The sequence below is a fragment of the Polaromonas sp. P3_B4 genome, assembly GCF_056402835.1.
This window is the reverse complement of record NZ_JBFUGQ010000001.1, coordinates 2,719,970-2,731,974: the sequence shown is the minus strand read 5'-3', so window position 1 is coordinate 2,731,974 and position 12,005 is coordinate 2,719,970. Positions and strand designations below refer to the sequence as shown.

The window sequence follows — 12,005 nt, the reverse complement described above, 5'->3', positions numbered from 1 at the left end:
CAAACGATTGCAGTGGTGCATGGGCACCTCAAATAATCGAGAAGGAGAAAAACGGATTCAAATTCAAATCCGTTAGAAGTAGCCCTATTGCTATTAAGCCGAGCAGCACGGGAAATAGGAACTCAACGATGATCCACCGTCGGTTTTGACTGACTAAGAAACGCTTAAAGATAAGCTCAAAACGTTCCAGTTGATCCTTAAGGGTCCTTTCGTTGGAGGTTGAAACTCCATACTTATAGAGCGCCATCATTCCGGAGCTATAGTTTTGGAAATTTTGAATCATCTCGTGACGAGCCGTCCTGTCTTGAAGTTCTCTTCCTCTTGAAGCCGGATCCCGATTCAATGGCGCTATGGCTTTCTCAAAAAGTGCGAGATTGAGATTCATCGCATCTTGCTGTCGGCCTGCTGCGTCAACTTGCATGGTCCACCAAGTCATCAATGAAACCTGGCGCGGATCAACATCTCTATCCGGTTTGATGAACGCGAGTCCGGTGCCCGAGCACCGGATCATCCACTCTTGAAACCCGTCCCAACTGCTCCATGCGAAGTGAACGAGCATATAACTGGTGATGCACAGGAGTCCAATTGATATCTTGGATTCAGTTAGACCAGTGAACTGCACCCCGGAAACCGAGGTGGATGAGCTAATTCCCAATCCCATCGAAATTGAAAAAATAGAAATTACGCTGGCGATCATCAAATTGCTCCGCATCTTTCGAATTGGCTCGTTGACCTCCAGGAAAACCGGATGATCTAGCACAAAGGCTACGTCTTTTCGCCTTTTCTCCGCCTTTGCAGTAGATGCATTAGCCTCTGCCTTCGGAGCTTGTGCAGATTGTTCGGTGTCCATTGCGATCCCCTTGATTGGTGAGAGCTGTACGTCGCTGCGAGCTTGATTTCGTCGGTGGCTAGGCGACATTGCGATGATGAATCGGTCCGATGTAAATCTCAAGGACGTCTTTTCCTCAATGCATTGATCACATACAACCAAGGCAGCAGCCACATTGCAGAAAAAACCACGAATGCCCATGGGATTGGGTCAGACGAAGGAAGACTGGGTCCAAGGTAAGCCGTATAGAAATCGACACTCCAAAGTACGTTCAGCACACCGAGGAGCGGAGCCAACGCCACCACCCATGCCCCGGATACCTTTGCCCCTTTCACGAATAGGAGGAAAGCGATTGGTGCTGCCGTGCCAACTATGGGAGTCCAGAGTAAAAGTGAATCAAGAGCGCGCAGGGGAGAACCCCATCCACCCAGTGCTAACGCTGCCGGCCAACTCACGATTCCAATACCAATCGCCAACACGATTCCGACAATTTGCATAACGCTCATCCCCATAACTTAGGGCATGGTATCGCACGCGATATCCTGGTCGGGATGACAATTCGAAGCGGTCGGCTTCCGGTCACGGCGGTTTATTGCAACGCATCGTGATCTGTGGGGTGTCACATGTCAGGGCTCTGCGCTCTTTCTTTCCACTGGATGGAAGCCGCGTAGTCCGGCAGTGCTGTCCACTTTTAGCCCGCCGTCGTTACCGGCATCAGTACGCGGCTGGTGCTGGGAAATGCGCAGGCTGGCGTCCAAACAGCGGATCAAGCGTGAAGAACGCGATTCATAAATGTTGGCCCATTACAGGCTACAGAAGACTGCAATGAGTCCAAAACTGTCATCAAGAATTCTTGGATTGCGCTCGATTTTCCCGGATGGCACGAATGTCTTTGCGTATTGATCTGGGAGTCACCGCAACAACGAAAACCGCCAGGGCAAATTGAAACCAGAAGGCCAGCCAAAACACAGTTGGCTCGCTTTCCAACCGAATCCATCGATTAGCTTTGCTGAACTTGATTTCGCCCGCGAGCATCGCATTGAGGCAAACCCATCCCAGAATAAGCCCGAGGCAAAGACCGGCAACGTTGCCAATCAGGGAAAAATAAGGGCTGTGCCACCAACGCTTCACGATGCTGATTCCATGTCCGTTTTTAGCCGATAACGAAGTAACCTACCAAAGCGTTATGGCCAGCGTCACGATAGCACCGACAACGATAAGGGCCGCGAAGATCAGCCCGCAGATCCAGGGTTTCATATATGTCTAGACAAAAAAAATGAAAACGACGCCGCGAGAGTTGCAGCATACCGTGTCGGGCACGAACTGGTGACGCTATTGAATTCCGCGCTAACGGAAACAGATTTCGACGGAATTCAAAAGGCTAGAGCAAGGATGCTCCCGAAGCCTGGTTTTTCGTTAGCCATGGAGCAATATTCGTTTGAATTCAGCCGACCGGCCAGCGCAGCTGGCTAGGGTCGGCTGCAATGAAGGGTGGGCGTCTTAGTGACGACGAATTTTCGTAAAGAAGTTCTCCCTATACGTCGAGGGGCGGCTGTCTTGAAAAGTTCGAACAACATCTGAGGGGCTGACGTTTGACATGAGCGGTGACTGGAAGCGTGCGAAGCGCTGGAAGGTGTCCGCTCGTTGGAAGGGTTGGCGCCTCAGCCCTCATGGAACCACCTTAAGCGCTTGTGTAGCAGGCGCTCGAATGTGGCACGGCCTTCTGCTACGCCGCACGAGCGTGACCATGGGTCGGTTTCATCGGGGCGCTGTGAGTAGGTGAACGAAAATGTTTGGGCCGCGGCGTTGAACGCGACTTGGAGTTCATTGTCGTGGCGCACAAAGTTGGCGACCCGACCAATTAGCAACACTTCATGCGACGTGGCAGGGAACAAGCCGTTCGCGTAAGTCGAAGACGCAATGAAGCGCACGAGTTCAAGCATTGGCACAAACGGCCACGCACTGTCGCTCACGAGACGCTCATAGAAGCGCTCCACTTCAGTCCAGGTGCAGGTGCCAACGCGGCTCGAAAGCATGGGTGCCTAACGCCTGAGTTAAGGCCGCCCGCGAAGCGGCGTCGACTTGAATGAATTGTTAGAGTGCATGTCGAAAGAACTTGTATGCAATTGGTATGACTATTAGTGGCTGAGCAGCAAGAAACACCAGCAAGTACTTAAAGACTCTCGCTTGGGTAGATCTCCCGCGAAGAATCCTAGGGGGTGTCATGCAGCAAACAACGATGGAAGCTGTCGCGACCAAAATGGCCACTTTGGATATTTCGATGGCAAGGCGCGGCGCGTAGATGCTGCTGCCTGTAAGCCCAATGATTACAAGCAAAAGTAGACCAATAAAAACTCCGATTGCTGCAATCACGACTCGGAGCAGCACGGATAAAGAGGTTAGCTTGGTGGAGTTGTGATCAGTCATCATATGCGCTCTAACGTTTGAGATGAGAGCGCGTGACCCGGCTTGCCCGGACACGTCCTCTCGATTGAAAGGTTAGGCGCTTCCATGCAGACCAGCCTTCCTTTCTCACAGCAAAGCCTTCTTTATGCGCGCTGCCAGGTTTTTAGGGTCCCGACCAGCTTGTAGTCCGTGAATCCATAGAGCTTTTTTAGCAACGCATCAATGGTTTTTGACAGCGTGACAGCATCTGCCGCCTTGTATTGAACAGTCGCCAGTCTTCCAGGGCACCAATCGATAATCTGAGCAGATTGCAGCGACGCAAGAACTTCGGCCAAGAGCGTTTCCGGCGGGGCCTGCTCAGCGTAGGAAAAGTCCATGTAGTCGCCATAGATCTGTACCCATGCCTCGGGATGGTAGAGGACATCCAGTGTTGCGTAGTGCTCGCTTGGGGGAAGCTCTCCGTGGAGAGCCAGTGTGCCGAAAGCTGCTTGCAGAATTCGACGAACTTCTTCCTCAGATTCTTGTTGCATGAAGACCTTTCTTGAGGCGCCTAAGGTAGAGGTGACCGGCGACCGACAGGAGCGCGAAGCGCACGTACGGAGTTGGGTTTCCGTGTCGACCGCCAAGTTAGACATCACCAGCTTTGGGCCATTTTAAGTTCGCGAGAAGATAGACACCGATCAGGGTGCCAATGGGGACACCAAGCAGCAACAAGCAGGCAACCACGATGGAGGACGTGCGCGCCCAAGGTCTGGATCGCGCAGCTCCAAATGCGATCACACCGTGAACGGTGCCAAAGGCCAGGACCAATAAGCCCGGGCCAATAATTGACTCGCCGTCTACGCCGTCCCAGAGCAGCACGAACAGGGCCACACCAAAGAGCCCATAAAAAACACAGAGACCACGATGAACACTCATGCTTCGAATGTTGTCCGTTATCGGCGCCTTCTTGGGCTGATCCTTTCCTCCTGTTCCCATGTACTCCTCCAGTGCTGATTTGTGATGTCTAACGGTTGAGATAAGCGGCATGACTTGGTTTGCCGAGGCATGTCTGGTTGAGGGACGGGTTAGGCCTCGCGCGCACAGGTCTATGCAACATATGCGCCCACGACAACGCAGAACGCGGAGGTGAAGATGATGCGGATGAGAAAGGTGATTTGTGACTTCTTGAAGACTCGAACATCAATGAGATATCCAACCACTCCTGCCAGCCCGTATGCTCCAGCGGCAACCAAATAAGGCGTCTCGAACTGCTGACGGAACAGATGAACTGTGATGACGATCCAGACAAGAACTTCGACGGCTCCTTCTGAGAACTCGAGGACGAGCCGAGACCGCCGACTTAGCGGTTGCTTCCTGACCTCCAGGAAGCCGTTAATAAAGCCCAGGGGGAATGAGACGACATTTGAGGCAACAAAGATTGCCGCGGCATATGCGATCGAGAAGGCTAGCTCCATAGTGGCGGGGCCTAACGTTTGAGATGAGGGGCGGCCGACGGACGGCGAAGCCGGCTGCTGGCTGCCCCCTCGATGGAAGGGTTAGGCCCAGTGTGCGAGTACACCAGAGACATAGAGCGCCGTGGACAAGACGATGCCTCGAAACGGGGTGCTGAACCAGTAGCGCCAGCCGAGAAAGAGACAGCCAGCGAGTAAGGCAAGGCCGACAGCTAGCAGGAACCACGATGAAAACAGGACTGAAGGCTGCGCCAGAGCAAGATAGCCATAGACAAGGCCGAACAGCATTGCGCCGAAGCTATGACTCGCATTGAATCCGACCCAGGCCTTCCACATTGACATCTTGCCCGAGATGACAGGCGAGACTTCCTGCATTCGAGCCATTAGCGCGGGGTCGCGAGGATAAAACTTGTTCCCGCGAAAGGTGAATAGAAGATGAGCACAACCGAGGCCGAGGATCACAAACGCGCTCGCGGCGAGAAGCAGGGAAGCGATACTTGGCATACGTTGTTCCTTCTGGGCCTAACGTTGAAGGTAACCGGCCCATAACACTTGCGGCGAAGCCGCCTTCTGCAGTTGTGGGTCCGTGTCGAGCAACATGTTAGGCAGCATCTTCATGCGACAGAGTCGCTGGATCGAGCACGAATAAAGACCGTCCTCCAACCGATTCGACACCCCATGGGCGTTCCGTGGTCACACGTACCAGGGCTCTCCCATTCGGCTCCATCCAAGATGCCTCAACCTCGCAAGCGATCACGCCCGCTGCCGGGTACACACTGTGCTCGGTCAAGTGCTCCAAGGTCACAACAGGCACCTTCTCCATGAATAGATGCCGTGTCCCCTCAGCATCGACCAACTCGCACTCAACGAAGCCGGGGAAATCCGGGTTGACGAAGCGAAATATCTCAACTGGGATGAGCAGCATTGGTGATGCCTAACGTCAAAGCTGCCCGGCAGGCAGCAAGCGCCGCGCAGCGGCATTCTGTTGCCGCGTGTCCGCGCCGAGCGAAATGTTAGACAGCATACTTGGCATTCTTGTTTTGTCGCCCCGTCAAACGGTGCGGTCTGCGATAAGGTTAATCCGAGGCCACTTTGACAAAAAGCGAACAACCACTATGTCTTTGGGCCGAAAACCGTAACTCATCAATTGCCTACCGCGGTACATCAAGGCATTTCCGCCGGAGCTCGTGGCCGAAAATTCATACGACACGACGAACATCTTGCCGCCGTGACTGTTGCCCAACTCCACGGCACTAACCACCCTGCCTCGGGTAATTGTGCCGCGACGCATTAGCATGAGCTCAGCTAAATAGCGGTAGACAAGCCATCCCACCAAAGCGAAACCCGCAATGGCGGCAGCAGATGCAACGAAGGGCAGGAGTTCCATACGGGCCATTGAGATGCTGTCTAACGTAATGTATACCGCAAGGTCTGCGGTATAACATCGCCCCTGCCGTATATCCTGGCCACTGAAAACCCGGCCAAGTGCTTGTTATTCAAAGACTTATTGCCCATTTTGAGTTTCACTCAGGTCGATAAAAAAGGGACCAAACCCCGCAAACCATTTCTAGGCGGGCAGTGTGGGTACCGCCTCCCCAATATGGACGAGCACCTCGGTTGTGACTTTGGCGGCGTGCCATAGGCACGTCCGCTTGAAGGAAGGGCTGGCCGTCATCGTGTGAATGTCCCGATGTGACGCCTGAGAAATGACGACTCGCCGCAAGGTAAGTCTCATTGACGGTGGCACGCGTTCACTCGGGCACCACCTTCCTGAAGTAGAAGACCTCGTTCTTGAGACCTGACAGGAGGGAGAGGTCAAAAAAATCCAATAGAGTCCAGTTGTTCGCGCCGCATTCAAGGTGTAAATCGGAAGACAGACGAGATATCTCGATTGTTGGGCTGCCAACCATTTGCTGCATTCGTAGTTCCAACTTCGCTGGTATGTCAGCTTGCTCAAGTTGAACGTGCACGGTTTCTTTCTCTCGAATGTACGCGAGGCGCCGGCCGTTGCAAAGGATATCCATCGATACAAACTTGCCATACCAGCCGGGGTTCCGCGTGACTACGACCTTCATGACGGCTAACGTAAAGATGCGCGGGAAGCGCGCTGACGCCCTTGGGCGTTCGTGTTAATCGACAAGTTAGGCCGCTGTCCCGTTACAGGCATCATCTGAATACTCCAGGAGATCGGAACGCCTTGCGTAGCCTCACGGAACGTGCGTCCAGCGGGCCTCCAGACCCTGATAGTACTTCGCAACGATCGACGCAACCTCCGAAGGGGAGGACGGTGCATCCGTACCCACCATATTCCATCCCTGGATCCCAAGCACATTCCAGGACTCGTCGCAATGGAGGACTACCAGCTCCGACGCTTCGCCAAAGGCACAGATGGCAAGGCACGGCACACGACCCAACCAGTCGCCGCCGACGTTCAACCGCAGGAGCCCGGTAAACACGGCATCATCGGTTCGGACGTACGCCAGCACACGACAGCCATTTAGGTTTTTAGGAGGTCGGTCCATGATATTGCGAAGCGGTCTAACGTTGGACATGAGGGGCGGGCCAATAGGCGCGAAGCGGCCATTGAAACGTCCCCTCGGTGGAAAGGTTAGGCGGCATTCTCTCCGGGCAACCAGTTCTAGCCAACAAGCAGCGGGCAACATTGGCGATGGTGACTCGCTCCGATGTAAATATCTCAGTTCGCAAAAGGAAAGCGTAGAGCGAAGATGATGTAAAGGCCTATAGCGATCTCGCCCAGGCCGATGAGGATTGCCGGAATCCCTTCAACGACACGCTTCTCATCGCTATCTCCATTCCATGTGAATTTGGCTTCTCGTCGCAGAACACTCTTTACGCCCGCTGCGATCGATGCGAGGCCAAACAGTACGGTGATGATTTTTAAAAGTAGTGCCATGAGACGCCTAATGTTAGAGATGACCGAACCACGATAGTAGCGGTGGAGCGGCCTTTTTGCTGTTGTGAGTCTGTGTTGATTGAGGGGTTAAGAATTTCTATCGACCCTCAAACCTGACGGTGCCGATGATGCGTCTGGCGGTGGGTACATGCTTGTTGTTCTCGGTCAGGGCTACGGCCGTCAGAATTAGGCCCCTTTTTTGTGCGCACAGTTATTGTTCCGTACCTTGAACGAAAGCACTCAGCGTGGGCATAGTGGTATTCGTACGTTTAGCGGAAAGCATACGATCGCCGGGAAGGAGGTAATACCAATTGAGAACCGGGGCCTCGGCTGGAAATGGTGGGGGAACAAAATCGAACGACCCGTCGATGGTCGTAGCAGCGTCACCAAGCAGGCGAAGTGAAAATGTCACAACGGAAGCAGAGGTACGGGCCACCGTTCCCTCAACCATCAGCCTACGCATACCAGGAGGCGAGTAATCGCCCAGGTCGATGGAACCATGAAAGTGTTGCTCGCCGGAAATCCCACACAATCCGGCAAACCCAAATTTTTCCAAAATCATGGTTGGCAGAAAAAATGACTGCCTGGGGTCAAAGCCAACAGGGTGATTGAACGTTTTTTCATCAAGGCCGTGAAACAGGTGTCGCCCGCCAGAAAGCCGGTAAGACTCGGCGACCGCAACACCCTGGATGACGCGCGAAAACATTTGCGCGTTACCCAAGTGGCGTACCTCTACCTCAAAAGATTCTTTCGGGTTTTGTCCATTGGATGAGATTAGGCGCAATGACTTTGCCGCCATCCAACTTTCTTTGTCAGAGCACGCGGCATGACTGGATGTGACCTGAAATAGTGCAATGGCAATTGAGATATAAAAAAGACGCATGGTCAAGATACTCAACGTTGAAAGTGAGCCGCACATAGAGGCTTGGCGCTATCAGTCGCGCCGAAAATCATGCGCTTCGCGGAGCCGCGGCGTTGTGTGCCGGTTTCGATCGGCCTGTTAGGCAACATGGCCAGGCCGTTCCTTGTTCCGGTGCGCAATCCAATAGGCCAACACCGCGAGCGCAATGACCAGTGCCTGAGCTGGAAAAAGAAGCACCCATGCGATTTCGGTGTCCCTGTAGCCTCTCGCCAAGAGACTGGCCATCCAAAAACAGAATGCAATAAGAGCTGCATTCCCCGCGGCGAGAGTAGCAAGCCATAGCGTAACGCTCGCGCGGGCTCCCATCAAAATCAACGCGGAGCAATACAAGACTGCAGAACACCAAGCGTAGTTCGCTAGAAGGTGTTTCCACTCAAAGCCCGTGTTGCCAATGAATTGTGAGTAGGCCAGGAATATCGGACCAGGCAGAACGAGAAGCGAAACAATTGCAATGACTCGCATGGTGCGGCCTAACGTTGGAGTTGATCGGCGAGCGGGAGGCGTGTGCACGGAGCGCATTGAAGCACTCGGGCGTCAGTGTCGAACGGCTTGTTTGATGCCATTGCCACTAGTGGTTCCTCAGATAGTTCCGGGCAGTATAGATACCAGCCGTCGCGCACAGCCCGCCAACTAACCACGCTAGCGTCAGTCCGAACCACGCAAGCCCTAAGGCCACTCCGATGCAACTGCCGGGGGGACAAAGCTTTTCGTTCGCAAGGTGCAGCAGTGCACCGCAGAGGATGGTCCATCCAATCCACCCGGACCACAGAAACCTACGAAGTCGGTGCGGCGGGAGTTCGTCTGGATGATTCAAGAATGCACCAACCGCGAAGCCAACCGCAAAAAGCGCGAGCACCAGAACGAGCAGTGTTTCCATGGTATCTAACGTAGAAGTCACCGGCGCTGCGCGGCTTTGCCGCACGGCGTCAGTGTGGACTGCCGTGTTAGGAACTCTAGGGCGAACATACGTCTTCCTTTTCTTGCCGACTGACACAGACTTTCACGGTACCTAGGTAATTTGCTGCCGCTGAAAGCCAGCTAACCGGGTCCTCTTCCTCTGCAGAGAACACAAACGCCCCGGGTGCACGGATGTCAAAGGGCCTTACCCTCTTGATCATTGATATGACATATGTGCGCTGAGCAGAAGAAATGGCTTTGACGAAGGTAAGTTCCCCCACGTTCTTGTCCTGGAATCTAGAGCAGTAGAACTGTGCATAAGCAACAGTAAAGATGCCTTCACTACGCGGCTTAGGTGGCACAACATTGGAGTTGGGACAGGCCTTGGCCGTCACACCAAGAGTGAGGCGGATGGCGTTCGTTACAGCATCTTCCGGGGGAGATGGCTCCAGAATGGCTAGAGTGATTGATTCTTTCCATGCAGACCCCTGCTGGTCCAGAGGGACCCACGCCGTAAATTCGAGTCCGTCTTTCTTTTCTTCCGCTGCCTTCTTCCATCCCGCCCAAGCGGGTGGGGCATGAATTCGTAGGCCTTCTCGTTCCTGCCCAAATGCATTGCATAGAGGAAGAGCTGCGACTAGCAGTAGTACTAGGCGAACACGCATTTGGAGTTCTTAACGCAATGTATACCGCAAGGTCCGCGGTATAACATCGCGCTTGCGGTATAACCTGGCCACCAAAAAATCAGCCAAGTGCTTGTTATTAAAAGACTTATTGCTCATTTTGAGTTTCGTTCAGATCGATAAAAAGAACACCAAACCCCGCAAACCGATTCTAGGCGGGCAGTGTGGCTACCGCCTCCTCAATATGGACGAGCTAAGCCTAAACAGCCGATTCCGTTGTGTTTGATCATCCTCGCCCATAAACCGGTGAAAAAACCGCGCTGCCCCGGTCGCCGCTGAATCCCCCCACAAGACCCCATCCCGGTGTTGGAGTGAATCCCCTGGTCCAGCCCGAGGGGTTCACTCCATAACTAGATCAGATTTCGACGGAGTTCAGCACGCTAGAGCAAGGGTGCGACTGAAACCTGGTTTTTTGTTGGCCACGGAGCAACCTGCGTTTGAATTCAGCCGACCGGCCAGCGCAGCTGGCCAGGGTCGGCTGCGATGAAGGGTTGGGCGTCTTAGTGACGACGAGTTTCCGCAAAGAACTTATCCCTATACGCCGAGGCAGACTCTGGCAATTCCATGACCTCTGCGGCCGCTTCGAGCCGCTTCCAGAATGCCGCCTTGCATGTGAAATCTTCCGCAATGCTGGCAATCTCTTGCAGTGCCAAGCCAAGTTCATTATGGGCAAGGTATTCATCGAACTGAACCAATGAATACTTCTCTGAGTCCGCATCGGTGGCCGCCTCGACAAGGTAGCGACGAGCATCTTTCAGGTTTGCTTCAGCAATACCCCAGGTCTTCCATAAACGCGGATTGGTCATGACGCCCAACGTTTGAGCTCAGCGGATCGCGGCGGGAGCCGAAGCCCCTCAGAATTAGTCCGCTGGAGAGACAGGTTAGATGTGCCCATGCTCTATAGCTGCCCCACATTCGGGACAGAACTTATCGAGTGGTGCGACCTCATGGCCTCGAATGCATTTTCGGCCTTTCAGCAACCTGGAGTTGTTGATCGCGGAGTAGAGCGTTGCAAACGCCGCGCCGTAGAAAACCATCCAATGCCCAGAGAAGAGACGCACTTCGGCGCCGGAATTGGCAGCATTGCTCCCGTCTCTATGGCTGGGTACGTCGCTCATACCCAGAATGAAATTGAGCATCGCGTATCCGAAGAGCCCGTAGATCGCATAGCGTGCCCAAGTTGGGCAGCCCGATAGGGCCAGCTTCCAAAAATCAGCGCGTCTTCCGTGGCGCGACATACGATTGGCGACCAAGACCGTCGGAAGCCACACTACGAAGATGCCGGCGTGCAAACCCCAAACCAGATGTCCACCTGGAATTGGCAGGCCAATCAGGGCTGCCAGGTGACTTCCTACGCTGAGAAGCAGACCAACTGCCGATAGCAGCATGAAGGGATACAAGAGGACGTTCATGGTGTCAAAAGAGGTCTAACGGTGGAGGTAAGGGGCGGCTTGTGCGATGCGCAAGACGTCTCATTGACTGAGGGGTTGGGCCACAAGCAGCGTTTATCGAACCACACATCTTCATGGTTGGAGCCATCTATCAGCAAGCGATACCCTGGCGGCAACTCAAGATACTCGACAACCCATGGTAGGGTCTCTGCCAGATTCTCCACATGCAGGAGGGCAAAGAAGTCGCTGGCTTCTGACGGTTCACCTCCGGACCAGAAGTACCAACCGTTAGTACTTGTCGTGGGCTTGTGGCGAAGGCCGTGGATTGGTTCAGTTCCGATCGTCGACAACGCGATGCCTACTTTTGAACCGGCTACAGGTGGCAACGGCGATGCGCCCACCCATTCACAAAGCGGACTTCTCACGGAGCACTCGCATTGTGTTTCCTCGGGGTCTATCGTTTGAGACCACCGGCACGTAGCAAGCGCCGCGCAGCAGGAATCTGCTGC

At 54.0% G+C, this 12,005-nt stretch carries 13 protein-coding genes; all 13 read right to left on the bottom strand.

Annotated features, from left to right (window positions below; translation table 11 throughout):
* Nucleotides 1-28 precede the first annotated feature (28 nt).
* The gene (locus tag AC1DVV_RS12975) at nucleotides 29-850 is read right to left on the bottom strand and encodes a hypothetical protein (RefSeq protein ID WP_477667677.1); all 822 of its coding nucleotides are present in this window, start codon (nucleotides 848-850) and stop codon (nucleotides 29-31) included.
* Nucleotides 851-1,672: 822 nt separating this feature from the next.
* Nucleotides 1,673-1,960: a hypothetical protein gene (locus tag AC1DVV_RS12970; RefSeq protein WP_457282168.1), complete on the bottom strand. Its 288-nt coding sequence runs from the start codon at nucleotides 1,958-1,960 to the stop codon at nucleotides 1,673-1,675.
* Nucleotides 1,961-2,490: 530 nt separating this feature from the next.
* Nucleotides 2,491-2,865: a hypothetical protein gene (locus AC1DVV_RS12965; RefSeq protein ID WP_457282167.1), complete on the bottom strand. Its 375-nt coding sequence runs from the start codon at nucleotides 2,863-2,865 to the stop codon at nucleotides 2,491-2,493.
* Nucleotides 2,866-3,378: 513 nt separating this feature from the next.
* Nucleotides 3,379-3,765, bottom strand: a complete 387-nt coding sequence (locus AC1DVV_RS12960; RefSeq protein WP_457282166.1) for a hypothetical protein — start codon at nucleotides 3,763-3,765, stop codon at nucleotides 3,379-3,381.
* 97 nt (nucleotides 3,766-3,862) lie between these two features.
* Entirely contained in the window at nucleotides 3,863-4,213 is a 351-nt protein-coding gene (locus tag AC1DVV_RS12955) for a hypothetical protein (protein WP_457282165.1), read from the bottom strand.
* 110 nt (nucleotides 4,214-4,323) lie between these two features.
* Entirely contained in the window at nucleotides 4,324-4,692 is a 369-nt protein-coding gene (locus AC1DVV_RS12950; protein ID WP_477667676.1) for a hypothetical protein, read from the bottom strand.
* An 81-nt stretch (nucleotides 4,693-4,773) separates the two neighbouring features.
* A complete protein-coding gene (locus tag AC1DVV_RS12945) occupies nucleotides 4,774-5,193 on the bottom strand; it encodes an LIC_13387 family protein (protein ID WP_477690328.1) in 420 nt (139 codons plus the stop codon).
* Nucleotides 5,194-6,440: 1,247 nt separating this feature from the next.
* Nucleotides 6,441-6,764 carry a hypothetical protein gene (locus AC1DVV_RS12940; protein ID WP_477690329.1) on the bottom strand — a complete coding sequence of 108 codons (324 nt, stop codon included), beginning with the start codon at nucleotides 6,762-6,764 and terminating at the stop codon, nucleotides 6,441-6,443.
* Nucleotides 6,765-7,384: 620 nt separating this feature from the next.
* The gene (locus tag AC1DVV_RS12935) at nucleotides 7,385-7,603 is read right to left on the bottom strand and encodes a hypothetical protein (RefSeq protein ID WP_457282160.1); all 219 of its coding nucleotides are present in this window, start codon (nucleotides 7,601-7,603) and stop codon (nucleotides 7,385-7,387) included.
* A 211-nt stretch (nucleotides 7,604-7,814) separates the two neighbouring features.
* Nucleotides 7,815-8,492, bottom strand: coding sequence for a hypothetical protein (locus tag AC1DVV_RS12930; protein ID WP_457282159.1), 678 nt, complete (start codon nucleotides 8,490-8,492; stop codon nucleotides 7,815-7,817).
* A 2,113-nt stretch (nucleotides 8,493-10,605) separates the two neighbouring features.
* Nucleotides 10,606-10,911, bottom strand: a complete 306-nt coding sequence (locus AC1DVV_RS12925; RefSeq protein ID WP_457282158.1) for a hypothetical protein — start codon at nucleotides 10,909-10,911, stop codon at nucleotides 10,606-10,608.
* A gap of 75 nt (nucleotides 10,912-10,986) precedes the next feature.
* Complete coding sequence (locus tag AC1DVV_RS12920; protein WP_457282157.1) at nucleotides 10,987-11,517, bottom strand: hypothetical protein; 531 nt, start codon at nucleotides 11,515-11,517, stop codon at nucleotides 10,987-10,989.
* Nucleotides 11,514-11,897, bottom strand: coding sequence for an immunity protein Imm33 domain-containing protein (locus AC1DVV_RS12915; protein ID WP_457282274.1), 384 nt, complete (start codon nucleotides 11,895-11,897; stop codon nucleotides 11,514-11,516). Before AC1DVV_RS12915 ends, AC1DVV_RS12920 begins: the two co-directional genes overlap by 4 nt.
* Between the last annotated feature and the right edge of the window lie 108 nt (nucleotides 11,898-12,005).

Coding starts and splice junctions, on each gene's coding strand:
- AC1DVV_RS12960 (WP_457282166.1), bottom strand. CDS start 3,765: ATGCAACAAGAATCTGAGGAAGAAGTTCGTCGAATTCTGCAAGCAGCT.
- AC1DVV_RS12975 (WP_477667677.1), bottom strand. CDS start 850: ATGGACACCGAACAATCTGCACAAGCTCCGAAGGCAGAGGCTAATGCA.
- AC1DVV_RS12935 (WP_457282160.1), bottom strand. CDS start 7,603: ATGGCACTACTTTTAAAAATCATCACCGTACTGTTTGGCCTCGCATCG.
- AC1DVV_RS12955 (WP_457282165.1), bottom strand. CDS start 4,213: ATGGGAACAGGAGGAAAGGATCAGCCCAAGAAGGCGCCGATAACGGAC.
- AC1DVV_RS12950 (WP_477667676.1), bottom strand. CDS start 4,692: ATGGAGCTAGCCTTCTCGATCGCATATGCCGCGGCAATCTTTGTTGCC.
- AC1DVV_RS12920 (WP_457282157.1), bottom strand. CDS start 11,517: ATGAACGTCCTCTTGTATCCCTTCATGCTGCTATCGGCAGTTGGTCTG.
- AC1DVV_RS12945 (WP_477690328.1), bottom strand. CDS start 5,193: ATGCCAAGTATCGCTTCCCTGCTTCTCGCCGCGAGCGCGTTTGTGATC.
- AC1DVV_RS12925 (WP_457282158.1), bottom strand. CDS start 10,911: ATGACCAATCCGCGTTTATGGAAGACCTGGGGTATTGCTGAAGCAAAC.
- AC1DVV_RS12965 (WP_457282167.1), bottom strand. CDS start 2,865: ATGCTTTCGAGCCGCGTTGGCACCTGCACCTGGACTGAAGTGGAGCGC.
- AC1DVV_RS12940 (WP_477690329.1), bottom strand. CDS start 6,764: ATGAAGGTCGTAGTCACGCGGAACCCCGGCTGGTATGGCAAGTTTGTA.